Here is a 25,652-nt window from a genome sequence, read left to right on the forward strand (position 1 = left end):
ATGACATCATAAAATAGCCAACAAGCTCGGCCCTCGGGTTGCTTTAATGCTTCTCTTCTTTGACACAAGTGAACTGTTATTAACGCTTTACCTTGTACTACAACTATTATTCTTTATGATAAATAACCGAACAAAAACAAAGCTCGAAAGTATCACAGCCCCCTAGGAGCGAATTACACGTATGGAACACAGCTTTTTGATCCAAATATTGCTTATGCTGGTTGTAGCAATTGTCTCTATCGCCATCCTTAGGCGTGCTGGGTTGCCTGCCATTTTGGCCTATTTGGTGACGGGGATTATTAGTGGTCCAAGCGGGTTTCATTGGTTTTCACAACATCAAATGCAATCAGTGGCAGAACTCGGTGTGGTGTTATTGATGTTTAGTTTAGGTCTGGAGTTTTCAGTCCCTCGACTATGGGCGATGCGTAGAACCGTATTTGGCTTGGGTAGCGCTCAAGTTATAGTGACGGCAGCATTGAGTATAGTCATTGCTTTATTGTGTAATTTGAGTGTGACCGAATCTATAGTCGTAGGCTCTGCTATTGCGTTATCTTCAACTGCGATAGTATTGAAACTGCTCAATGAGCAAGGGTGGCTGCGGCGCCGTCATGGTGAGCTTTCTGTCAGTGTGCTGTTGTTTCAAGATATCGCCGTAGTACCTTTGTTGATTTTATTGCCGCTCTTAGCCAGCGATGGTGCGCCATTACTGTTGACTGATGTCGCCTACGCGTTGTTAAAAGGTATTTTGGCCTTTATTGCTTTAATGGCCTTTGGCAAATGGGCTTTGCCAAGACTATTTGATGAAGTGGCGCGCTCTCGTTCAAACGAATTGTTTGTGTTATCTACTCTTGTAGTGGCATTAGTTACTGGCGCCATTACCCAGTGGTTAGGTTTATCGATGGCACTAGGCGCCTTTATGGCCGGTATGTTGTTGGGTGAAAGCCAGTACCGTCGGCAGCTAGAAGCCGATATTCGCCCTTTTAGAGATCTGCTGATGGGACTGTTTTTTATCTCAATCGGTATGTTACTCGACTTCCAGCTTGTGGCGCAGTTTTGGTGGCAGATCATTTTATTGCTTATTACTGTGATTTTAGGCAAAGCCTTAGTCGTCTTTGCACTGTTAAAGCTCGCTAAAGAGTCATTTCGAGTCTCAGTGTCGACCGCGCTGAGTCTAGCGCAAGTAGGTGAGTTTAGTTTTGTTGTATTGGCATTAGCGGTTAATTATCAGTTACTTGACGTTAAAACGAGTACCACTTTAGTGATGGTGGCCGTGTTATCTATGGCGCTTGCTCCTTGGTTGGTTCGTCACAGTGTCGATATTGCCAGAGTACTGCAAGGGCTTAAACCTAAGCCTGAAAAAAGTGAACCTATTGTGGTTAATGTTGATCCGGCTGACGATCTTGTTTTGATCCTAGGCTATGGGCGTGTTGGGCAAACGATCGCTAGATTTATGAAAACCGAAGCTATCCCTTATATCGTACTAGATTTAGATCCCAAACGAGTCTCGGAGGCCAGAACCGCAGGCGAGCCCGTCTACTTTGGTGATGTCTGTAAGCGCAGTATCCTTAAACAAGCACATGTACGGCACGCCAAACTCATTGTTATTACCTTTAGTAGTGGACGTATTCTAGAAGAGGTATTACCGCTGTGTCGTCAGTTGGCACCAGAGGCCAAAATTCTAGTGCGTACTCGTGATGATTCTGGCATGGAAGAGCTTGAAAAAGCAGGTGCTAGCCAAGTCATTCCTGAGACCTTGGAAGGGAGCTTAATGTTGGTCTCACAGGTACTGTATCAATGTGGCGTGCCGCTAGCCCGAATTTTAAAGCGCTTGGAATCTGAACGTCGTAACCATTATCAATATTTGCATGGCTTTTTCTCAGGAGCAGAAACAGACTTTACACTGGAGTTACTGCATGCTGTGGCATTACCTAAAGGCGCGAATGCCGTTGGGCAAACATTAGCTGATATCCCATGGGAGAAACTACGAGTTGAGCTCCGCGCCGTTAGGCGTGCAGGTGCTGAAGTGGAAAACCCTGAGCTAGACTGGCAGATAAAATCCGGTGATATTCTTATTTTGCTTGGAAAACCAAGACGAATAGAGAAAGCCGAAGCCTATTTACTGCAGGGCTGATTTTAAGGCACCGGTCTGGGAGATGACTTTTGCACAACATTATATTTATTCTGTTATTGCCGCTTATGTTTATTCAAGGTCGGTTAGTTAAAAAAAACACCCCTAAACTACCGGAGGCTGCAGGGACGCGCGTTGGCGAACTTGGCTCTGGACCAGAGGTTTCGTTATTGCTCTTGGGTGATTCTGCAGCTGCCGGCGTTGGTGTTAGCAAGCAGCGGCAAGCGCTCAGTGGCACTGTGACCTCTGGATTATCGGCTCACTTTAAGGTGTCTTGGCAGCTCTTGGCAAAGTCGGGGGCTAACACTGAACAGACGCTAAAAATGCTTAAAAAGAAGCATGATGAACATGCTTTGGATTTTGACATTGTGGTGGTCTCACTCGGGGTGAATGATGTACTTAGTCCTATTTCTGCTCGGCAGTGGCGGCGGAAACAATTAGAACTGGTTGAGTTCCTGACCGTTGCAGTGAAGTGTCGTCAATTAATACTCACGCAGGTTCCGCCTATGGGCGGTTTTCCTGCATTGCCGCAACCTTTACGTTGGTTTTTAGGTAAGCGTTGTGATGAGTTCAATCAACAATTAACTCAGTTGGCAACGACGGCGCCGTTCATATTGCTCGATTTTGGCGCTGAACTTCAACCCGAGTTGATGGCTGTCGACGGGTTTCATCCCGGGGTTCAAATTTACCAACATTGGGGCCAAAGTGTCGTAGACACTATCTTGCTTAAGCATCAAATGTCAGTTTAGTCTCAAAGTTAATATAGCCCCTAGGACCGTTTTGTGAAGCATAGGGGAATGTCGAGCGGTTGGTTGCTAAATCAGATGACAGTGCTAAAGCTATTTAATATCAAAAAACGTTTTGATATCGTCAATTTGGCACATTGCATCTTCATAGCCCAGTTCAATTAGCGCGCTACAATAACTCTGCTCAAATAACAGATAAGATCCAATACTTGAATCTGAGTGCTCATTGATCCCTAACGCCTTCATCATCATCTTGATAGCAAAGGGCATATCGTGAAAATAACGAGAGGCAATTGCGCTTAAGTCCTCACTCGGTTTAATCACTAGCGTTTCGATCTGTTTTAAGGGCAAACCTTTACGGCTTTCCTCCGGAATGAGTGACAAAGTACTATTGATCCGTTCTAACCGCTCCAAATCGCTGTTCAATGTATCTGAAAATATAGTATCAAGCAGGTGGCCGGCAATGGTGGCTGTTTTAGGGTGGTGTTCAAGCTCTCTTGGTTGCACTTTATGTGGGCTTTCTAAGTTGATCACCATAATTTTGTTAGCCCCTAAATGAATCGGACTGCTCAAGGGGGCTAGCTGGTGAACTGAGCCATCGCCATAATATTCTTGGTTGAGCCTTACGGATGGGAAAACTAAGGGAATAGCGGAACTTGCCAATAGATGATCCGTATTTAAACGGGTGCGTTGACCACAGCGGCGTGCCCGCTGCCAATCCTCTATAAGAGGATTACCTTGAAAAAATGTGACCGAACGAGAGGTGTCGTAGCAAGAGGTATCTAAGCTAACGGCATCGAGTGCTCCGCTACTAATATTGCGACCAATACGCTCAAAACTAATCAGGTCGCTAAGCAAGCCACGCAGTGGTTCACTGTTAAACAGGCTGCCAGCACTACGAGAGGCGCCATCACTTTGTACGCCTTTAAGTGCCATTTTACCCAAATGACTTAATACACTGCCGATAGAAGCTTGATAGACTTTCTCTGCATGAATATGACGCCAAACCCATTCGAGTTTGCGAACGCCCAAATGAAAACAGGATGCATGAGTAGCCATGGAGGTGGCATTTATAGCGCCCGCCGATGTACCGCAGATAATTTTAAAGGGGATCCCGTGATTACGAGGGTAAAACTGTACGATAGCTTTGAGGACACCAATTTGATACGCAGCTCTCGCGCCACCACCACCTAATACTAATGCAATTTTATCTGACAAATTGGCGATCCCTATCAATTGAAAAACAAAACTTATTCAAAAACGGTCCCTGAATTTAGAATATGTGAGAGTCGCTTTATGTACAAGCTTTACCCGTAAATTAGTCTGCCAGTTTCTTTTAGTCGTGATGCGTCGGTCCCTCTTAGTCAGGTGTTACGGCGACTTTTTACCTTCTTTTTGGCCGTAAGTTTGATGGGTGTTTCTTAGCATTATCTAGAGGTGAAAGCACCGCCATTGACTTCTCTACGGTGAATTACAGCATTGTTGTTATGTGATTAAGAGTGCATTTAGCTACTTCAATGAGGGTATGAGTCAGCTTTTAAAGGGTATCTAGCATAAATATTTAGCCGTTAACCTAGTTAATAAGTCTATGTTGTTGCGGTGTAATGATGAGATTTAAATATGCTTATCAGACTATCTAATTGTAATTAAAGTGTTAAATCAAGAATTGTTGGTAGCGTAAAGGAATAGTGGCAAGTTGATAATAAAAGGCAATGGAGTAGACTGAAAAAATGAACATATGAGGGATCAAACATGTTACAGCCACTAAAAATAATAATAGCTGATGACCATCCATTATTTAGACAAGCACTGGTCAACATATTAACCACACACTTTGATAATGTAAGATTATTTGAAGCTGAGACGATTGTAGAGCTCGATGAATTATTAAAGCAACAAGATGCAGATCTACTGTTACTCGATCTTAATATTCCAAAAGCTCATGGCTTTAATACCTTAGTCAATATCCGTAATTGTCACTCCCAAATGGGGGTCGTTGTGATTTCCGGGCAAGAAGATAAAGTCACGGTAGGTAAGAGCATGTCATTTGGAGCGGCGGGGTTTATTCCTAAATCGACTTCAGTTGAACAGATGGTCAAAGCCATTAAAGCAGTACTCGCAGGCCAACAATGGATGCCTGCGGGTTGCAGTAACGTTGAAGCAATAGAAGCCGATAGTATGACAAGTAAAATCATCAGCTTATCACCGAGACAACATCGTATATTAATGATGTTTGCTGATGGTCTACTCAATAAACAAATAGCTTATGAATTGGGGCTTTCAGAAGCCACCATTAAAGCTCATGCCAGTGCAATATTTTTAAAATTAGGGGTGCATACACGCACTCAAGCTGTGATTGCCATGAGTCAACTGCAACTCGATAAAACCTCACTAACCGCTTAATAGATTAAGCTGGAAAGATCTTCTATTACAAATTAAGCCGGCATACCTATGTCGGCTTAATTGTCTTCTTCGCTGCTGTAATGAGTGGTTGCGGATGCTGCATAGTTTGTCCGTAAGCTTGTTGCTAACGTGGCACTCATCACTGCACGCAGAGCGATAGGTTTAATTATCTTGCGTAGATAACCATAGCCTTGCTCCTTGGCTCTATTGACCACTGCTTCATCAATCGTCGCTGTGATCAAAATAGCGGCAATAGGTAAGTCTGATTGATGTTGCAACTCGACCATTAAATCTAACCCATTTTGATTATCTTCAAGCTGATAGTCCATCAATACAATGTCAATTTTATGAGCGTGTTTTGAAAATTGTGCTTTTGCTTGTAGCGCTGATGCCGCTTGATAAACGTGGCATTTCCAACCTTGGAGTAACTCCACCATCCCCGCTAATACATTAGGGTCATTATCGACACACAGTACATGAACGCCATTAAGAGTAAGGATATCAGCAGGGGCTTTAACGATGGACTCTGCTTTTGCTAAAACGGTTTTTAACTGAAGACTGAATATGCTACCGCGATTAACTGTCGAAGACAGTGCTAATTGATGCGATAGCAAAGAGGCTAAACCCTGCGCAATATTTAGACCTAAGCCGAGACCATTAACACCTTCATGTCCTGAGTGCTGCAATCGAGTAAACTGTTCAAAAATGACCGCTTGTTTTTCTGCAGGGATCCCCGGCCCATCATCAACGACTTGAATCGAGATACAGTCTCCGATGCGTCGATATCCAAGCAAAATTTTACCTTTACCCGCATACCGAAATGCATTGCTGATGAGGTTCTGCAAAATACGCCTAAGCAGCACCTTGTCACTGCTGACCCAAATCTGGGTGTTAATATGCTTGAATTTTACATCTTCCGTTGCGGCAATAGCACCAAACTCATCGACGAGCGAATCGATCACCTCTTGCAAGGCAAACTCGGTAATTTCGGGGACTATGATGCCACTTTCTATACGGGAAATTTCGTTTAAGTCCAGCAGCAGCTCATTGGCAACCTGTAATGAGTTGTCGATATAACCCATTTGTTGTTTTTGTTTATTCGACAGTTGACCATTCTGAACAAACGCAGAGGAAAATAATCTTGCGGCTGATAATGGTTGCAGTAGATCGTGACTACATGCCTTGAGGTATTGGCTTTTCTTTTGGTGTGCTTGTTCAACCTTTTGCAGTGCGACTGCTAGCTCTTGATTAGAATGCTCAAGACTAAGATTTGCTTGCTCCAGTTTTTTGGTGCGTTCATAGACCCGGGCTTCAAGATCTAAGTTCTTTTCTTTTAGTAATTTCTCCGCTTCTCGATACATGGTGATATCGGAAAATATCATCACAAAGCCGCCGTCAGGTATCGGGTTTCCTTCAATCCTGATGGTTTTACCATCGGGTTGTAGTCGCTCTGTACTGTGGCGGCTCCCTTGACGTAGATAAGCCAAACGACGTTCAACTTGCTGCGTTAAATCATGCTTAAAATGCTGGCCATGACTCAGGTTATATTTAATAAGCTGTTTGACTGGACAGCCGATATAGACGAGATCCTCTGGATAATTAAAGAGCTTTAAATAGTGCTGATTCCAAGCGACTAAGTTGAGCTCTCTGTCTATCACAGAGATCCCTTCACTGGCATTTTCTATTGCGCTGTGCAGCACTGAGCGACTAAATTCTGTGCGGTGACTAGAGGCCTCTTCAACTAGTTGTGCCACATCTTCAATCGCGATCCCGCGACCATTGAGAGCACAGGAGATCACCAAGCGCGCAGAGGCCGATCCCATGACACTGGCGAGCATATTTTCGGTATAGAAGATCAGTGTTTGGTTGTGAGCCGCTTTATCAATTACAGGCTGCTCTTGGCTTGAGTAAAAAGCTTGAAAACCATGGGCGGCTTTATCTTTACCGACAAAGCGGGCGACCAATAACTCTAACTCCGTTGGGTTGATATACTTAGGGACTGCGGATTGCAGCTTACCCAGATCTGGTCGTTCAATAAAGTGAGCTATTTGCATCTGCTCATGAACACTTTGTCGAGTAAACGAAGAAACTATCCATATCATAATGATATTGACAAATAGCCCCACCAACGTGGCCATTGTCGTCATGGAGTATTCACTTGCCGCAAAAGGATGGTTGTAGAGGCCCAGTTGTGGCAATAGATTGAGTGTTAACCAGAGTGAAAAACCACTGATGATGCCTGCAAGTACACCAATAAGGGTCACTCTGCGCCATAAAAAGGCAGCGAAGAGGGCTGGGCCAATCTGTGCGATAGCACCAAATGCAACCTCCCCCAATGATGCTAGCGTATCGGGTGGTGCTAGCAGAAACATGCCATAACTTAAAAATATTACTAATAGAATTAATCCTTTGCGAATGTTAAGCAAGTGGGATCTAAATTTATTAAAATCGGTACTCTGTATATTACTTACTTTAAAAAGTGTCGGAAAAACCACCTCATTACTCAGCATGGTGCTCAACGCAATGGTTGAGATGATAACCATAGAACTTGCTGCTGATATTGCCCCTAGAAAACTAAATAATCCGAGCCATGCTTGGCCACTAAAGGCGGGGAGAAACAATACATAAGCATCACTTTGCAGCGAGTCACCATAGAGGATATTGCCCGCTTGGCCTAACGGAGTGGCAAAGAAAGCAAACACTAAGATATAGAGTGGAAACGTCCAGCGGCTCCAAATGGCATGTTTTTGCTCTTTGAGTTCAACAATCAATACTTGGAATTGTCGCGGAAGACACAGAAAAGCTGACATAACGATAAAGAGTAACCCAAACATCGACACCATATTGGGGTAGGTAAACTCAGTTGATACCGGTGAAGCCTCATTGGCTTGACGCCAAATGTCCAGCGGTGAATCAAATAGAAAGAAAGACACGAAAATACCGATGGTGAGATAGGCGATTAACTTGACGAAAGATTCAAAGGCGATAGCCAGCATCATTCCGGGGTGACGCTCGGTGACATCAATGGCCCTAACGCCAAATATAATGGTAAACCCCGCCAGAATTAAGCTAACAACCAGGCCGAGTTGCCAAGACGATAATAGGTGATCTTGTCTTAAAATTTCATAGGAGTTCACAATCGCTTTTAGCTGTAAGGCGATATAGGGCAAGGTGCCAAATAGGGCGACAAAGGTGACAACTATCGCTAACAGTTGCGACTTACCAAATCGTGCCGCTAATAGATCCGCGATAGAGGTAATATTTAATTTGAGACACACTCTGATAATGCGCTGAATGAAAGGCCAAGCGAACATAAACAGTAAAATGGGAGCGATATAAACCGGTAGATATGAGAACGAATTACTCGCGGCTTGACCCGCAGTGCCAAGAAAGCCCCAGGAGGTACAATAGACACCAAGAGAGAGTGAATAAATGATGGTATGTTGCTGCTTAAAAAGTTTTTCTCGGTACCTATCGCCCAGAAATGCCATCAAAAAAAGCAAACCAATATAGCTAATACTAATCGTAACCAATAGCCAATTAGGAAACATGCTGTAGCCACACCTTCTTATTGGGAAATGTTAGCTTTATAGCTATTTAATCCCTTAATTGTTATGGGAATTAACATATCATATTTTGACTCTATTAGGTCGGCAAAGACTATCGACTTAAGTCTTAATCTATCGGTATTAATCCCCACGGGTTAATCCGCCCGTATTACAGCTAACGTATTAAGACTCCTGCACTAATACCATTTCACAATTGAGCAAACCCTTTTATTTCTTCATCTTAAGTGCAGACATTAAAGGGGATAAAAGATGCTTATTTCAAAAATAAAAAAAATTACGTTAGCCGGTTCACTGTGTTTATTGGCGGGTTCTGCCGCAGCAAGTTATGAATTTGACGTCGGTGACGATGGCAAATTAACCTTCGGTGGCTACATCAAAGTTGATGCTCGTTATGTCAGTGGTGATGTTGCTTATCGTGACTTTTGGATTGGTACCGGTGCCCCACTTGAAGAGAGTGCATCTCAATTTCGCATCTTTGCCAACGAAACACGTTTTAACACCAAATATGTTCATGGCGACGTGATGGGCTTTATTGAAATGGACTTTCTCGGTGGTGGTGGTAATCAGGTGGTATCTAACTCCGCAAACCCAAGAATACGTCACGCATTTATTAAATATGAAGGGATAACAGCGGGCCAGACTTGGACCACCTTTATGAACACCAGTGCCATTCCTGAGTCTGCCGATTTTGCCGGTGCAACTGTGGGCCTAGCCTTTATTCGTCAAGGGCAGATCCGTTACGACATTGGTAATTTCCAATTTTCTATAGAAAACCCAGAAAGCGTTGGTGGCGATACCACTAATGATGATCTACCCGATGTTGTTGCGCGTTATAACCTTAAAGGTGATTGGGGGGACATCTCGATATCGGCCCTCGGCCGCAGTCTCAATACCGACTTAGGAAATAGTGAAACAGCCCTCGGTGGCTCTATCGCCGGGCGGATCAAAACATTCGGTAAAGATGACCTGCGTTTTCAATTCCATCAAGGTGAAGTTGGTCGTTATGTAGGTATTGGTGTTGCCAGAGATTTAGTCGGAGAAGAGGTTGAAAATACCACCTCTTATTTGGCGGCATACCGCCATTACTGGACCGATACCTTAAGAAGTACTGCGCTATATGGCCGTGTTGAAACTGACATAGGCAATGCGGAGCGCAGTCAGTGGAGCATCAATTTATTCCAAAACTTGACTCCTCATTTGGCCATTGGTTTTGAAGTCGGTAATTTTGAAATTGGCGACCAAGATGTCGACTCTGACTACGCTCAGCTTTCATTCCGCTACGCACTTTAACCTTTGATGGCAGTAGAGATAACGCTTCTGCCGTCGTTTTTTTGCATAGCATCGCTTGTAAATCCCGTGATTGGTTACCCATGACAGTCGTTTAACGCTAATGCTCAACCTGGTTTGAGCATAGCTAAAAAGCGATATGTGCAGTTTAAAGGAGTATGGGTGTGACAGATAAAATATTAAAAGTTGATCAAATCTCTCTGGCGTTTGGTGGTGTTAAAGCATTAACCGACGTTAGCTTCGAAGTTGAGAAAGGGGCTGTATTCTCAATTATTGGTCCTAATGGTGCTGGCAAGACCTCAATGCTTAACTGCATCTCAGGTCGATACCGTCCTTATCAGGGCAGCATTCAATTTGATCACCAAGAAGTGACCCATTTACGCCCAAATGATCGCGCCGATTTGGGAATAGGCCGTACCTTTCAAAATCTCGCGCTATTTGGCCATATGTCGGTACTCGATAACATTATGGTTGGCCGACATCACCAGATGAAAAATAACTGGTTAACTGGGCCACTTTATTGGGCTTCACCCGCTCAAAAAGAGGAACTCAAACATCGCCGTCAAGTGGAAGAAATAATTGATTTTCTTGATATCTCCCACGTGCGTAAATCCGTTGCTGGAACCTTGTCTTATGGCCTGCGCAAGCGCGTCGAATTAGCTCGTGCAATAGCCCTTAATCCCAAGCTTATTTTATTAGACGAGCCCATGGCGGGCATGAACCTAGAAGAGAAAGAGGATATGGCGCGCTATATCTTGGATCTCAACGAGGAGTTCGGCATTACCGTTGTGATGATTGAGCATGACATGGGGGTGGTTATGGATATTTCACATCAAGTGATGGTACTCGACTTTGGTAAGAAACTCGTGAGTGGTTTACCCGATGAAGTGATGGCTAATGAGCACGTTAGACAGGCTTATTTAGGCTTAGATGATAACGAGCAATTACAAGAGGTGGGCTAATGAAAACGGACAATAAATCATCGGCAAATCGCTTCGATATGGGGGATATGGATACCTTTCCAAAGATATTACGCCATAACGCCACTTTGTGGGGTGATGATATTGCCATGCGCGAGAAAGAGTTTGGTATTTGGAGCGAATTTAGCTGGCTCGATTATCACAACCGCGTGAAGTGGCTGTCACTGACCATTCGCCATTTAGGTATTGAAGCTGAAGCGACGATTGCGTTACTCGGTGATAACAGACCTGAATGGGTATGGGGAGAAGTTGCAGCCCATGCACTGAGTTGTTATTCGCTGGGGATCTATCAAGACTCAATGCATGAAGAGGTGGCATACCTACTTAATCGCAGCAATGCGCAAGTCGTGATCGCTGAAGATGAAGAGCAATGCGACAAATTACTTGAGCTTGGCGATCAAATTCCGACGGTAAAATATATTGTTTATTGCGACCCAAGAGGGATGCGCAAATATAACGACCCACGATTAATCAGCATCGAAGACATATATAAGACAGGGCGAAAGCTAGATAAGCAAAACCCACAAGGTTACGACAAGCTAGTCGATGCTGGGAAACCTGAGAATATTGCTATCTATTGCACCACATCAGGTACCACTTCAAAGCCCAAAATAGTATTGCTGCAAGGCAGTAAGTTTATCGAGCATTGCTGCTCATATTTACGCGCTGATCCTAGAAAACCAGGTGATAACTATGTGTCGGTACTGCCTCTGCCTTGGATCATGGAGCAGGTTTATGCGGTTGGGCAGGCGTTAATTGCACGACAAATCGTTAATTTTGTCGAAGAGCAGGAAACCATGATGGCAGATCTACGCGAGATAGGTCCCAGCTTTGTGCTGCTAGCACCGCGAGTTTGGGAAGGGATCTTAGCCGACGTTCAAGCGCGGATGATGGATTCCACTCCGCTGAAAAAGAAGCTATTTGAATTTGCGCTCAAACGCGCCGAAGCGGCACTTGCTAAGGGGAAGCGCTCGACCTTCGCTGATCTTATTTTAATGAAAGCATTGCGCGATAGATTAGGCTTCTCATTTCTAAAGTCTGCGGCAACGGGTGGCGCAGCAATGGGACCCGATACCTTTAAATTCTTCCAGAGTATTGGCGTGCCACTGCGCCAGCTATATGGCCAAACTGAGATGTGCGGTGCATATACCATTCATCATCAGGATGATGTCGATTATGACAGCGTAGGCGTAGCATTCGATACCGCGCAATTGCAGGTGATCAATACCGATAGCGAAGGTGTGGGTGAAGTTATCGCCAAGACGGTGGGTATGTTCAATGGCTATTTGGGCGACCAAGCCGCCTATGACGAAGATGTTAAAGAGGGTTGGATGCACACCGGAGACGCTGGTTATTTCAAACCTTCTGGGCATTTGGTGGTGATTGACCGGATCAAAGATTTGGCCAAAACCAGTCAAGGGATCCAGTACTCCCCGCAATACATTGAAAACAAATTAAAATTCTCTTCATTTATCGGTGAAGCGGTCATTCTTGGTAAAGACAAACCCTTCCTTTCTGCCATCTTGTGTATCCGATTTAGCATCGTTTCAAAATGGGCAGAACAGCAAGGGCTGGCATTTACCAACTATACCAATTTATCGAGTTTACCTGAGGTGTATGAGCAGCTCACTAAAGAGATTGAAATTGTTAACCAGTCGCTGCCAGATGCACAAAAAATCAATAAATTCATATTACTGTATAAAGAACTTGATGCCGATGATGGCGAACTTACTCGTACTCGTAAAGTTCGTCGTGGCGTTATTGCTGAAAAATACGCTGACATTATCGAGTCCATCTATAGCGATAAGTCCCATGTCGATATTGATACTGTGATTACCTTCCAAGATGGCAGCAAATCTCGTATTCAAACGCAGCTAAAGGTAGCTACCGTTATTGAAGCTGGTGCGACGTTAGACACTGATCTTTCTCAAAGGAGAGCCTCATGAATTTTGAACTGTTACTGCAGCTAATCATCAATGGACTGATTGTCGGTTTGTTATACGGTGTGGTGGGGATGTGTTTTGTGCTGGTGTATAAATCGACGCAGATAGTTAACTTCGCTCAAGGCGAGTTCTTGCTGATAGGGGCGTGGGTATGTTGGGCATTATTAGTCTATTTGGAACTGCCTTTCTTTTTAGGCTTTTTCCTCACGCTCTGCTTTATGGGGGTGTTCGGTGTGTTTTTGCAGATGATTGTCCTGCGTCCGATGATTGGTGAACCTATTATCTCGGTGATCATGGTGACCATAGGTTTATCCATCTTCTTCCAGTCGCTAACTAAGTGGATCTTTGGTGTGTCACCACAGAGTTATCCAAAAGTTTTTGATACCCAATCTATTGCTATATTTGGGCTTAATGTCGAGCTGGCTTACCTAATGAGTACCGTGATTGCACTCATTATCATGGTCAGTTTTTTCTTGTTTTTTAAATATTCTAAGCACGGTTTAGCCATGCGGGCTACGGCGTTTGACCAGCAAGTGGCCCAGAGCTTAGGTATATCCGTTAAACAAGTCTTTGCCATGAGTTGGGGAATAGCAGCCACGGTGTCTGCTACCGCAGGTGTTGTGATCGGCATGGTCAACGGTGTCTCAGATTCACTCTCCTCTATTGGTATCAAAGTATTTCCAGCCGTCATTTTGGGCGGTCTCGATTCGATTGTTGGGGCCATTGTGGGGGGGATCATGATTGGCGTACTTGAGAACGTGGCCGAGTTTTTCGACAGTCAGTATCTGCATATCGGCAATATGTATGACATTGCTCCATTTTATGTGCTGTTGATCATTCTCTGGTTTAAACCCTACGGCCTGTTTGGTACCCGTAATATCGAGCGCATTTAGATTATTCACTAAGTTATGTTTATCAGATTTTTTAAGGAGTTTTTATGTCTAGCTTAGCGATGCGACCGTGTGGTGATTTCCGCACAAGCTATAAAGCCGACAATACAATATTTGAAACCAAAACCGTTCGGCTGCTGATGATTGCAGTCATCGCCATTGCCTGTGGTGCCCCCTTGGTGCTTGATGGTTACTTTTTAACCCTGTTTATCCAAATATCTTATCTTGGTATTGCGGCGTTAGGGCTCAATATACTGGTCGGTTTTACTGGGCAGATCTCACTGGGCCATGGCGCATTTTTTGGCTTTGGTGCATTTGCCTCAGCCTGGTTAAATACCAGTTTTCAAATCCCAGTGGTGCTTTGTATCCCTTTAGCGGGCTTTCTGACCATGGCCGTTGGCATGATGTTTGGTATGCCAGCTGCGCGGATTAAGGGGCTGTATTTGGCGATAGCCACCTTAGCGGCTCAGTTTATCATTGAAGACTTTTTTGCTCGAGCAGATTGGTTCTCTGGCGGTTCTTCAGGCTCGATGGCTGCACCGGTCAATCTGTTTGGGTTTGAGTTTGATACCGATCAGAGCTTTTTCTACATCGCACTATTTGCCTTGGTGTTTATGTACACCTGGGGCTGCAATCTGATGCGTAGCCGAGACGGGCGCGCTTTTGTTGCGGTACGTGATCACTACCTTTCAGCCGAAATAATGGGGGTTAAGCTCAACAAGTATCGCTTGTTATCTTTTGGTATTTCCTCGTTTTATGCCGGTATTGGCGGCGCATTATACGGGCACTACTTGGGCTATGTGTCTGCAGAGGGCTTCACTATCTTAATGTCGATTCAGTTTCTAGCCATGGTGATTATTGGTGGGCTGGGCTCGATAAAGGGCACCTTAATGGGCGTGGTATTTATGGTGTTACTGCCTGAAGTGCTTGAAACCATGGTCAGTCTGATGAAGTACACCGACTGGGGCAATATTCCCATGGTGACCGACGGCTTAGCGTATATCAAAGAGATGGCGATTGGATTGGTCATCATTCTGTTTTTGATTTTCGAACCAGAGGGGCTTGCTCATCGCTGGGCGCAGATTAAGAACTATTGGAAATTTTACCCGTTTGCTTACTGATTTTTTTCGAGCTGTAACAGCAGCGGTATACAGCTTTCAACTTTGACTGAACATTTGAAGGATCATAACTATGTATAACCATACTAATAATAACGGTTTGAATAAAGTGAAATACTTAAAGTGGGCGCTGGGCTCAAGCCTTGCTTGTTTAGCCACAACAGCCAGTGGTTTAGCTCACGCAGAAGAGGCTATTTTTGTTGGCCACCTAGCTGATATGTCAGGTCCTACCGCGTTTGTGGGTAAGCCCTATGCCGACGGTGTGCGAGATTCACTTGCTTATATTAATGCCCATGGCGGTATTGATGGCACCAAGCTTGAGTATGAAACCATTGATTACGGCTACAAAGTGCCTCAAGCGATAGCCTCTTATAAAAAGTGGCAGTCACGTAAAAATATGGTGGCCATGCAAGGCTGGGGCACGGCAGATACCGAGGCGCTGATCTCTTTTGCGGCGAAAGATAAAACCCCTATTTTTTCAGCATCCTATTCTGGTCACTTAACTGATCCTCAGGGCAAGAACCCCAACACTAAAAAGCCGGCACCTTATAACTTTTTCTATGGTGCATCTTACTCAGATTCTTGTCGTGGACTAGTACAGTGGGCTGCCGATGACTGGAAAACAAAAGGTGGCGAAGGTAAACCCAAGTTCACCCATATTGGGGCTAACCATCCATTTCCTAACGCCCCCAAAGCGGCCTGCGCTGAATATGCAGCAGAGCTAGGTTTTGATGTTCTGCCTTCGGTGGTTATTTCAATGAAACCGGGTGACTTTAAGGCTCAGTGTTTAAGTCTTAAAAGCTCGAAAACAAACTACGGCTATATCGGTAACTTAGGCGGTTCAGTGCAATCACTGATTAAGTCGTGTAACACCGTTGGCACCGATATTCAGTTTATGTCGAATATCTGGGGCGGCGACAAATTGGTCTTTAAGGCGGCTGGTGAGGGCGTTAAAAACTATATATTCCCCACCATGACGCCATTTTGGACTGATGATGTCCCGGGGATGAAACTGGTACGTGAGATCTCAAAGATGTCCGACAGTGAAGGGAATAAAGAGCGACTACATCACTATATCCGCGGAGTCTGTTCAGTTTATTTTATGAAAGAGTCTATGGAGTGGGCTAAAGCCAACGGTGGTGTCACTGGTGAGAATGTTAAAAAGGGCATGTATGTGCGTAATAATTGGGTACCGAAAGGGCTCGAAGGTGTGTGCTTAGCGGCAACATGGACCCCGGAGGATCACCGCGGTGTTAACCAAGTTAACATCTACAAAGGTAACTTTAATGGTGGTGATGTACGAGTTGATAAAGTGGATCAGATAACGCTAGAGCGTCGTGTTGACTGGTTAGGTTACTAAGCCTTACTTGCTCGTTGAAGTCCGTTTATCTGCCTAGTAAGTCAGTATTTTCTTGCTAGGCAATAACATTGAAAGTTGGAGTTGTTATGACACAAGCTGTGCAGTTAAAGCCTGAAAGTCCTCTTTTATCGATTAATAACATTGAAGTGGTTTATGACGATGTTATTCAAGTACTACGTGGCGTTAGCATCGATGTTCCTCAAGGCGAGATTGTGACCCTATTAGGGCCTAATGGTGCGGGGAAATCGACAACCTTGAAAGCGATTTCTGGCCTACTCAAGACCGAAAATGGTGAAGTGTCACGCGGTGATATCCATTTTATGGGTGAGCGTATTGATGTCAAAAATGCTGAGGATGTTGTACGTTCCGGACTTTTCCAAGTGATGGAAGGGCGCCGGATCATCGAGGACATGAGTGTTATTGAAAATCTAAAGCTTGGCGCATATACCCGAAACGATGGTCAGGTGAATCAAGATATAGACATGGTGTATAACTATTTCCCTCGTCTTAAAGAGCGCACTGGGTTAGCGGGATATTTGTCTGGCGGTGAACAGCAAATGTTAGCGATTGGGCGCGCATTAATGGCACGACCTAAGATGATCTGTTTAGACGAACCGTCTATGGGGTTGTCACCGCTACTGGTTAAAGAGGTATTTGGCATTATTGAGAAGATTAACCGTGACCAAGGGATCACCATGTTGCTGGTGGAGCAAAATGCTAACTATGCGCTAAAGGCGGCAAATTATGGCTACATCATGGAGTCAGGAAAAATAGTGCTAGATGGATCCAATGAGCAGCTATTGAATAATGAAGATGTGAAAGAGTTTTATCTTGGTGGCGGCAAAGAAAAGCGTAAGAGTTTTAAAAACTTGAAATCTTATAAGCGCCGTAAACGCTGGTTGTAATAAGGAGCGATACCCATGTCATTTTTTAGTGCACAAGAACAACAAGCTGCGACGCTAAGAGAAGCGACGTTAATGTCTCGCTTGAGCGATTTTTTATGTTTTGCTCAGGAGTCATCTGATTATTACCACCGCGTGTTAGCTAATATCGACCTAAGCCAAATCAACTCTCGCTCAGCACTGGCTGCGCTGCCGATCACTCGAAAGTCAGATTTGATTAAGCTTCAAGCGGCAAATATGCCGTTTGCGGGTATGGTACCGAATATGAGTGGCGTGGGGAGGGTCTTTCAGTCGCCAGGGCCAATCTATGAGCCGGAAGCCGATGGCCACGATTGGTGGCGCATGGGGCAAGCATTTTTTGCTGCAGGGTTTAGGGCGGGTGATTTGGTACAAAACTGTTTGTCTTATCATCTTACACCCGGTGGGTTTATTATGGACTCTGGTGCTAAAGCCTGCGGTTGTAGTGTGATCCCCGCAGGCCCTGGGCAGACCGAAATGCAGCTCGATATCATTCATAATTTACAACCTAACAGTTACTGCGGCACGCCTTCATTTCTTAAAATATTGCTAGATAAAGCTAAGCTTCAGCAGCAAGGACCATTGCCTTTTAGTAAAGCGTTAGTGACTGGGGAGGCGCTGACTCCCGCGCTTAAAGCCGTTTTTGACGAGGCTGATATTGAGGTTAAACAGGCGTATGCCACCGCAGATATTGGCTTAATTGCCTTTGAGAGTGTTGCTGATGCGGGTTTAGTCGTGGCTGAAGATATTATTTTGGAAATTGTCAGGCCGGGCAGTTTAGCGCCAGTCAAACGAGGTGAAGTGGGAGAGGTGGTGATAACCAGTTTTAACCCAAACTATCCATTAATTCGTTTTGCGACTGGCGATCTAAGTGCGCAGTTAGACAGCCCAAGTGACTGTGGTCGCACCAATATGCGGATCAAGGGCTGGCTTGGGCGCGCCGACCAAACCACTAAAGTCAAAGGCTTGTTTATACATCCTGAGCAGGTTGAACGAGTCCGGCTTTATCATAGTGCCATCCAGCGTGTGAGACTGGTGGTCTGCAGTGAAAATGACAATGACAAGATGTGCCTGCTGTGCGAAGTGGATGATAATGTACGGCTTAACATTGACATTGTGGCGATTCAACAATCGATTCGCGCGGTGACACAACTCTCTAGCGACGTTAGCTTAGTCGCTATAGGCAGTATGCTGGACGACGGTATTGTGATTGAAGATCAACGTTAATGGTTTGAAGGCACTGCAGAAACAAAAACGCCGATGAATCATCATCGGCGTTCTACTGTCGCTAGTTTAGCTATTTCAAATTGAGGTAGCTAAATGAACATAAGCTAAATGACCCTAACTTAATGAGAGAAAGCTTAAGCTTGTTGCGCTTTTAAGAACTCAACAATTTGCTCGAATGGCACTTCTTGCTTCTCACCAGTACGACGATTTTTATACTCGAATACACCGTTATCAATGTTACGGTCGCCGATAACAACCACATTTGGCAAGCCAATCAGTTCCATATCAGCAAACATCACACCCGCACGCTCTTTACGGTCATCAAACAAGACTTCTATACCTGCGTCGGTTAAGTCTTGATAAAGCTTTTCAGCGCTATCTTTAACACGGTGAGATTTGTGCATGTTCATTGGTAAAATACCGACGGAGAACGGTGCAATAGCTTCTGGCCAAATAATACCGCGATCATCGTGGTTTTGCTCAATAGCTGCTGCAACCATGCGGCTCACGCCAACACCGTAACAACCCATTAGTAAGGTCTTAGACTTACCATTGTGGTCGAGTACGTTAGCGTGCATCGCTTCAGAGTAGTTGTTGCCCAACTGGAAGATATGGCCGACTTCGATACCACGAAGCAGGGCAATAGTGCCTTTACCACATGGGCTAGGTTCACCTTCGATGATATTACGCAGATCAAATGCTGGTGCCTCTGGTAGATCACGTTCCCAGTTGATACCAAAGTAATGCTTATTATCTTGGTTAGCACCGGCGCCAAAGTCACTCATTACTGCGACGCTGTGGTCGATAAATACTGGAATATTAAGACCTACAGGCCCAATAGAACCAGGACCTGCGCCAATCGCTTTACGGATATCAGCTTCATCGGCAAATTCAAATGGAGCCAGTACCGCATCAATCTTTTCAGCTTTGACTTCGTTTAAATCATGATCGCCACGAACAACAACCGCCACTAACGGCGCTTCTTCTGTTGCGCCTTTAACGATAAGTGTTTTAACTGTTTTCTCAATCGCAATACCGTGTTGTTCAACGAGCTCGGTAATGGTTTTAGCATTCGGAGTGTCTACAAGCGTCATCTCATTGGTGGCTACTTGACGAGTGTCTGTTGGCATTGGTGTTTCACATTTTTCAACGTTGGCTGCGTAATCGCTCTCAGTTGAGTATGCGATTAAGTCTTCACCACTATTAGCCAAAACATGGAACTCATGTGATGTGCTGCCACCGATGGCGCCAGTGTCAGCCATTACAGGGCGGAAAGCTAAGCCTAAGCGGGTCAATATGTTGCTATACGCTTGGAACATAGACTCATAAGTCTCGTCCATGGTTTCTTGATCTAAATGGAAAGAATAAGCGTCTTTCATCAAGAATTCGCGTGAACGCATCACACCAAAGCGTGGACGAACTTCGTCACGGAATTTAGTCTGAATTTGGAACAAGTTCAGGGGCAGTTGCTTGTAAGAGTTAACCTCTTTACGCACGATATCAGTGATCACTTCTTCGTGAGTTGGGCCCAAAACGAAGTCACGGTTATGACGGTCTTGGAAGCGCAGTAGCTCGGGGCCAAACTTTTCTAAGCGACCAGATTCAACCCAAAGATCCGCAGGTTGAACCATAGGCATAAGGATCTCAACCGAACCGGCCTTGTTCATCTCTTCGCGAACGATAGCTTCAATTTTACGCAGTACACGTAAACCTGTCGGCAACCAGCTGTATAAGCCTGATGCATTACGACGGACCATGCCCGCACGTAACATTAACTGGTGACTAACTACTTCTGCATTAGCCGGTGTTTCTTTTTGAGTTGATAGCAGGTACTTGCTTACGCGCATTACCGAGTGTCCGAAATTGAGTTGAATGGGCGCCATTTTATCACTTGTTGAAGTGATGTCACCTACCCATTTCGACATTCGTTAAAATTGTTGAGTTTCACTAATAATACAGTCGATAAACGCAAATGTTTTAACTGAAATAAGCTTTAATATTAGAGATATATAGCATGTGTCACATTTGCTGTGATGAGTACAGTATTGACACAGTGTTAGCGTGAAAATTTTTTTAACTGTAATGGTATTAAATAATATCCAAAGACAGGCTTGATTATTTAGTTTAAGAGCTTGTTAATTAACGTGATTTAATTTAACGTATTTGTAATCTCTAGAGTGAGCATTTGTGGCGTCAGCGTTGTTGCTGATTAAAGTGGAATTAGGCATTTTATTTTTTGCTTATCACCATTAATGGCAGTTCGCGGCAATTCAAGTGTTTTAAAACGGGTGTTGTGGACTGCAAAGAGTCTTACCGTGACCCGTTTGGATGGCTTTGGTCGTTTTATGAGATATTGTGATATACGTATTTGCTCAATATTGAGTGTAGAAATTTATAACAACAAGGAAAGTCCACAATAATGGATTATTTTATTGGAGCTTTAAAGAAGTACGCAGATTTTTCAGGGCGCGCAAGACGAACTGAATTCTGGATGTTTATTTTGTTTTATATGATTTTTAGTTTCCTACTGGGTATTATTGACTCTTTACTGGGTCTTGGCGTGCTAACATTTATCTTCTCGCTTGGATTACTCATCCCTTCGCTAAGTATCGGCGCGAGGCGACTTCATGATACTGGCAGAAGTGGCTGGTGGCAGTTGATTGGGATTATTCCTCTGATTGGTCTTATCGTATTGATAGTTTTCTATGTACAAGACAGTCACGATGAAAACAGCTACGGTGATAACCCTAAAGGTGTTGCTGCAAGCTAAGCGATAGCATTACTGTTTATCTCGTTTTAAAGGCCGAGTTCAGCAATGACTTGGCCTTTTTTTCTCATAAGAATAATGGAATGTTCATTTAAAAATAGAACAAAGTCATCGTCAAAATATTTTAAATCGAATTTATATTGAACCTATAAAGCTTGCTATCAGACTTGCTGCTTTTCTGCTTTTCTGCTTTTCTGCTTTTCTGCTTTTCTGCTTTTCTGCTTTTCTGCTTTTCTGCTTTTCTGCTTTTCTGCTTTTAGTGTTTAGTCTGGACAAGTTAAACAATACCTTTATTTTGCGGCTTTCATGATTTAAATCGATATCACTCTCTGGTTGGGCATTTTTAATATAGGGGAGAATGATTGAGCATGGGTTAAAAATTAATGAACAACGTAGATTATTTTTTGGTTAACTTACAAAGGGGAGTGAATCGGCTCATTTGGTGAATTTGACTTATAAGTGTTGCTGAATTTATTCAACAACCTAGCTTAAATTACAAGATCTAAATAGCTTTGAACTGGTCCGGTATTTATTGAAATAGATAAAAACAGCTGCTAGTTAAAGTCTTTGTCTAGCTGGATGCTGGACTGAAATCAGCTCCACTCATCATACTCTTTGGACCATGGTATTTTACCAGAGCGATTACCATTCAGCGCTTACATCTGCTTACTTGCGGGTTACACTCGGTTACACTACAAAACTAAGCTCAGTGATAGCCTAGCCTCTTTAGCCATTACGGTGTTTTATTTCTGTATGAAGAGTCGAGAAGAACATATTAATCCTTTGTATTATTTACTGAGTAATATTAGCGTTAATCAGCTGGTTTGTATTACTGCATTATATTTTACCTTAGTATTTAACTTTCCATTTTTAAAAGAAGTTTGGGCTGTTGTAACAGCGCTGCCTGAATATAATCTCGGTTTCTTATATAGCATACCTCTACTGGTTTTTTGTCTATGTATACAGGTTATCAATCTGCTTAGCTTAGGCGGTCATCGATACTTGTTAAAGCCAGTGCTTATTACGTTGCTACTGCTATCTTCATTAGCGTTTTATAGCAGGCAAACTTATGGTGTAGTGTTTGATTACGGTATGGTACAAAACTCATTGCAGAGCCATAGCTCAGAAGCCATGATGTACCTCAATCAGTATTCGGTGCTGTTCTTCTTGCTGAGTGGGCTATTACCAGCCATTTTGATTGCTCGTAGTGACGTCCATTATTTGTCGATGGGTAGAAATGTGGCCCATAGTGTAAAGCTGAGCCTCATCAGTCTCGTTACTATAGTGATGATTGCTTACTTGTATTATCCCAATTACGCCTCTGTTGGGCGCAATAATAAATTTCTGCAGAAGTCCTCTATCCCCTTTCAATATCTAGTCGCAACAGGTAAATATGCACGCGACCATTATTTTTCGACCCCACTTGAATTTAAGTTACTAGATAGTGAGCCAAAACTGCATAATCAACATGCTGGAGCTAAGCGGGTTCTTGTGATGCTAGTGGGCGAAACGGCGAGGGCAGATCACTTTTCACATAATGGCTATTCAAAACAAACTAACCCGTACACTCAAGTGCAACCGGTGACCTCATTCAAAAACATGTACTCCTGTGGTACTGCAACTGCGGTGTCAATTCCCTGTATGTTTTCTGCATTAAGCCGAGAGGAATACGATCACAATAAAGCGAACTCACAGCAAAATTTACTCGACTTAGTCTTACTGGCTGGAGTTGATGTGTTGTGGGTGGATAATAATGGCTGTAAAGGGGTATGTGAGCGAGTACCAACAGTGACCATCGACGTTAAATCAGACTCGCCACTGTGTGATGGTGATTACTGTTTCGATGAAGCATTACTGGCTCCACTAGAGAATAAATTGCAAAATCTAACGGCTAATACTACTTTGATAGTGTTGCATATGATGGGGTCTCATGGTCCTACTTATTATAAGCGTTATCCTGATAATCAACGTATATTTAAAGATGATTGCCCACGCAGTGATATCCAAAATTGCAGTACAGCGACGTTAATTAATACTTACGATAATACCATCGCTTATACCGATTGGGTGATCTCAAAGGTGATAGATAAGCTAAGTGGATTACCGATTAACACTGAATCGGCAATGTTATATGTCTCTGATCATGGTGAGTCGCTTGGTGAAAACGGGGCATATTTGCATGGTTTTCCTTATGCATTGGCACCGGAATCGCAAAAACATGTACCCTTGTTAACTTGGTTTGCCGAGCCAATGAAAGTTGATACTAAGTGTCTAACAAAAAACGCAGAGCAAAATGAGTTTAGCCACGATAATATCTTTCATAGCATGTTAGGTCTATTGCAGGTCAGCTCTAGTGTGTATCAGGAGTCACTTGATCTATTTTCATCCTGCAAGGGAAAGAGCATGATGAGAGTTGCAACTGGAGATTCGGCAATTAAGCAATAATTGCCGAGCTGGAATTCTCTGAAAAGCGAGTGCCAACGGCTTAGTTTTTGTCTCGTCTATCTCCAATCACTCTTGCTGGATTACCTGCCACAATGGCGTACTGGGCAACATCTTTAGTTACAACTGCGCCCATACCAATGACAGCGTGATTACCTATAGTGACACCATCAACAATGCCTGCTTGAGCCCCTATCCACACATCATTACCAATCACTACGCCTTTGGAGTTTGAGGCTTGTTGATAAATGGGGGTGTCGGGCGCCATACCGTGATTAAAGGCATAGATAGTGACATTGTTAGCGATACGAGTTTGGTTGCCGATGGTGATACCATGACGGCCGCCATCGAATGAGCAACCGTGATTGATAGCCACTTCATCACCCAAGGTTATTGGACCATGTAAAAAGCTGTCGGCGGCAATCATGCATTGCTTACCCATTTCGATATTGCGGCCAGGTTCGGCAAACAGGTTTGCCTCTGGCGCAATAAAGCAGTTATCAGCTATCGAGATTGTTTCTACGGCGCAAAAATGTGTTTGCACCTCATCTTGCCAAGGTTTAGCCCATAAAAGGTGTTTCTCTTTTAACGAGAAATACAGCCACGGCATATAAGACAGGCGTTTCTTATGTTGTGTTCGATAATCTGGTTTATCAACTGAGTTAGTGGTGGCTAAAAGGCTGCTCATGCTTACAGTCCCACTTGAGAGGGGCGTAACGCTAGCACTTCTATACTATCGTCGATTACTTTCCATAAGATATCTAAATCATATAGCGCGACTTGATACAACTTAGGATCGGCTTTGGCCTTCTTATACGCTGGGCGAGGGTCTTGTGCTAATACGCCTTCAATAAGCTCTGCTAGGCGCGGATATGCGGGATTTTGCTGATATTGCTCAAGTTGTTGTTGGGCTGTTTCGCAAAATGTCACACTTGCCAACTTTGGTGCTTCTTGGGCTATGCCGCCGTGTGCGTCATCAATCGCATCAGAGAAGGGAATATAGGGTTTTATATCGACAATAGGGGTGCCATCGAGCAAGTCCATGCCTGAGATCTCAAGTCTGACTTTACCATTGTCAGTATGTACCGCATGCAGCTTCACCACCGATTGACCGATGCCATTTGGCCTAAAGGTTGATCGCGTGGCAAATACTCCCAGCTTTTCATTACCGCCCAATCTTGGCGGACGAACGGTGGTTTTCCAGCCCTGAGCTAAGTTCTCATGAAAACAAAACAGCAACCACACATGAGAGTACTGCTCTAGCCCTCTAACGGCATCAACTTGATTAAAAGGGGCGGCAAGTTCAACAAAACCACGTGCTGCGGACACTAAGCCTGGTTGGCGTGGGATGCCAAATTTTTGTTTATAAGGCGTTCGGCAATACGCGACAGCTTGGATTTGGTTAGTAAAGGACATTGGTTACTCTTAGTTTGAGGCGCGGCTATTTTGGGACGCTGGTGGTGGTAATTGCTTGGCCAACACAAAGAGCACTGGTGACACAATTTTGTGTCGATGCTTCGATTAATAGGCAATTTTTAATGATCAAACCATTAGCGTGTTTATCGGCAGCTGCGCGGCGAGCTAATGTGCGCGCTTCAGCGATAGACGCGGGGGCATCGTTTTTACCCATTTGGCAGGTTTCACCTTCAACTAGCCCTTTAATTTCATATGGGCCTCTAGGTTGAACACTCCCTTCATAGACGGTGACATCAGAGGCTTTAAAATAGTCATTAATCGCATCACTATCGAGGTTACTGTTGAAGGCATATTCACCCGCACAAGCGCTGAGTAAAAGGATGAGAGATGCAGGAAGTAGGTATTTCATAATGATTGCCTGTTATATGAGTTGCTGGGGCCAGTGAAAGGCATTGA

19 protein-coding genes are annotated in these 25,652 nt (G+C 44.0%); 13 read left to right on the forward strand and 6 right to left on the reverse strand.

Annotated elements, in window-relative coordinates; genetic code table 11:
* Positions 1-181: 181 nt before the first annotated feature.
* A complete protein-coding gene (locus CXF83_RS08180) occupies positions 182-2,131 on the forward strand; it encodes a monovalent cation:proton antiporter family protein (protein ID WP_101092756.1) in 1,950 nt (649 codons plus the stop codon).
* Between the two features lie 29 nt (positions 2,132-2,160).
* A complete protein-coding gene (locus CXF83_RS08185) occupies positions 2,161-2,877 on the forward strand; it encodes an SGNH/GDSL hydrolase family protein (protein ID WP_232775072.1) in 717 nt (238 codons plus the stop codon).
* Between the two features lie 90 nt (positions 2,878-2,967).
* Here the strand turns inward: CXF83_RS08185 and CXF83_RS08190 are convergent, their stop codons facing one another.
* Positions 2,968-4,092, reverse strand: a complete 1,125-nt coding sequence (locus tag CXF83_RS08190; protein WP_101092758.1) for a patatin-like phospholipase family protein — start codon at positions 4,090-4,092, stop codon at positions 2,968-2,970.
* A 534-nt stretch (positions 4,093-4,626) separates the two neighbouring features.
* Between CXF83_RS08190 and CXF83_RS08195 the strand changes: the two genes are divergently transcribed.
* A complete protein-coding gene (locus CXF83_RS08195) occupies positions 4,627-5,277 on the forward strand; it encodes a response regulator (protein WP_101092760.1) in 651 nt (216 codons plus the stop codon).
* 56 nt (positions 5,278-5,333) lie between these two features.
* Here the strand turns inward: CXF83_RS08195 and CXF83_RS08200 are convergent, their stop codons facing one another.
* On the reverse strand, positions 5,334-8,828 hold the full coding sequence (locus tag CXF83_RS08200; RefSeq protein WP_101092761.1) for a hybrid sensor histidine kinase/response regulator: 3,495 nt from the start codon (positions 8,826-8,828) through the stop codon (positions 5,334-5,336).
* A 267-nt stretch (positions 8,829-9,095) separates the two neighbouring features.
* Between CXF83_RS08200 and CXF83_RS08205 the strand changes: the two genes are divergently transcribed.
* From CXF83_RS08205 to CXF83_RS08240, 8 genes are all read left to right on the forward strand, one after another.
* The gene (locus tag CXF83_RS08205; protein WP_101092763.1) at positions 9,096-10,136 is read left to right on the forward strand and encodes a DcaP family trimeric outer membrane transporter; all 1,041 of its coding nucleotides are present in this window, start codon (positions 9,096-9,098) and stop codon (positions 10,134-10,136) included.
* A 161-nt stretch (positions 10,137-10,297) separates the two neighbouring features.
* Positions 10,298-11,095, forward strand: a complete 798-nt coding sequence (locus tag CXF83_RS08210; RefSeq protein WP_101092877.1) for an ABC transporter ATP-binding protein — start codon at positions 10,298-10,300, stop codon at positions 11,093-11,095.
* Complete coding sequence (locus tag CXF83_RS08215; protein WP_101092765.1) at positions 11,095-13,059, forward strand: long-chain fatty acid--CoA ligase; 1,965 nt, start codon at positions 11,095-11,097, stop codon at positions 13,057-13,059. The genes CXF83_RS08210 and CXF83_RS08215 overlap by 1 nt, the downstream gene beginning before the upstream one ends.
* Positions 13,056-13,949 (forward strand): branched-chain amino acid ABC transporter permease, encoded by an 894-nt coding sequence (locus CXF83_RS08220; protein WP_101092767.1) that lies wholly within the window; start codon positions 13,056-13,058, stop codon positions 13,947-13,949. Before CXF83_RS08215 ends, CXF83_RS08220 begins: the two co-directional genes overlap by 4 nt.
* A gap of 44 nt (positions 13,950-13,993) precedes the next feature.
* On the forward strand, positions 13,994-15,067 hold the full coding sequence (locus CXF83_RS08225; RefSeq protein ID WP_101092769.1) for a branched-chain amino acid ABC transporter permease: 1,074 nt from the start codon (positions 13,994-13,996) through the stop codon (positions 15,065-15,067).
* A gap of 70 nt (positions 15,068-15,137) precedes the next feature.
* Positions 15,138-16,424, forward strand: coding sequence for an ABC transporter substrate-binding protein (locus CXF83_RS08230; protein WP_101092771.1), 1,287 nt, complete (start codon positions 15,138-15,140; stop codon positions 16,422-16,424).
* A gap of 86 nt (positions 16,425-16,510) precedes the next feature.
* Positions 16,511-17,329 carry an ABC transporter ATP-binding protein gene (locus CXF83_RS08235; RefSeq protein WP_101092773.1) on the forward strand — a complete coding sequence of 273 codons (819 nt, stop codon included), beginning with the start codon at positions 16,511-16,513 and terminating at the stop codon, positions 17,327-17,329.
* A 15-nt stretch (positions 17,330-17,344) separates the two neighbouring features.
* Positions 17,345-18,571, forward strand: a complete 1,227-nt coding sequence (locus CXF83_RS08240) for a phenylacetate--CoA ligase family protein (RefSeq protein WP_101092775.1) — start codon at positions 17,345-17,347, stop codon at positions 18,569-18,571.
* A 134-nt stretch (positions 18,572-18,705) separates the two neighbouring features.
* Here the strand turns inward: CXF83_RS08240 and CXF83_RS08245 are convergent, their stop codons facing one another.
* A complete protein-coding gene (locus CXF83_RS08245; protein ID WP_101092777.1) occupies positions 18,706-20,418 on the reverse strand; it encodes a proline--tRNA ligase in 1,713 nt (570 codons plus the stop codon).
* Between the two features lie 572 nt (positions 20,419-20,990).
* On the opposite strand from CXF83_RS08245, the gene CXF83_RS08250 reads away from it, so the two are divergent.
* Positions 20,991-21,341 carry a DUF805 domain-containing protein gene (locus CXF83_RS08250; protein WP_101092779.1) on the forward strand — a complete coding sequence of 117 codons (351 nt, stop codon included), beginning with the start codon at positions 20,991-20,993 and terminating at the stop codon, positions 21,339-21,341.
* 612 nt (positions 21,342-21,953) lie between these two features.
* Positions 21,954-23,783 (forward strand): phosphoethanolamine transferase, encoded by a 1,830-nt coding sequence (locus CXF83_RS08255; protein ID WP_232775073.1) that lies wholly within the window; start codon positions 21,954-21,956, stop codon positions 23,781-23,783.
* Between the two features lie 40 nt (positions 23,784-23,823).
* On the opposite strand, the gene CXF83_RS08260 is transcribed toward CXF83_RS08255, so the two are convergent.
* From CXF83_RS08260 to rcsF, 3 genes are read right to left on the reverse strand one after another with little or no spacing between them, the layout of a single operon-like run.
* Positions 23,824-24,468 (reverse strand): acyltransferase, encoded by a 645-nt coding sequence (locus tag CXF83_RS08260; protein WP_101092781.1) that lies wholly within the window; start codon positions 24,466-24,468, stop codon positions 23,824-23,826.
* A 2-nt stretch (positions 24,469-24,470) separates the two neighbouring features.
* Complete coding sequence (gene tsaA / locus CXF83_RS08265) at positions 24,471-25,196, reverse strand: tRNA (N6-threonylcarbamoyladenosine(37)-N6)-methyltransferase TrmO (protein ID WP_101092783.1); 726 nt, start codon at positions 25,194-25,196, stop codon at positions 24,471-24,473.
* A gap of 25 nt (positions 25,197-25,221) precedes the next feature.
* Positions 25,222-25,605: an Rcs stress response system protein RcsF gene (gene rcsF / locus CXF83_RS08270; RefSeq protein ID WP_101092785.1), complete on the reverse strand. Its 384-nt coding sequence runs from the start codon at positions 25,603-25,605 to the stop codon at positions 25,222-25,224.
* Positions 25,606-25,652 lie beyond the last annotated feature (47 nt).

The sequence above is a fragment of the Shewanella sp. Choline-02u-19 genome (genome assembly GCF_002836205.1).
Lineage (GTDB): Bacteria > Pseudomonadota > Gammaproteobacteria > Enterobacterales > Shewanellaceae > Shewanella.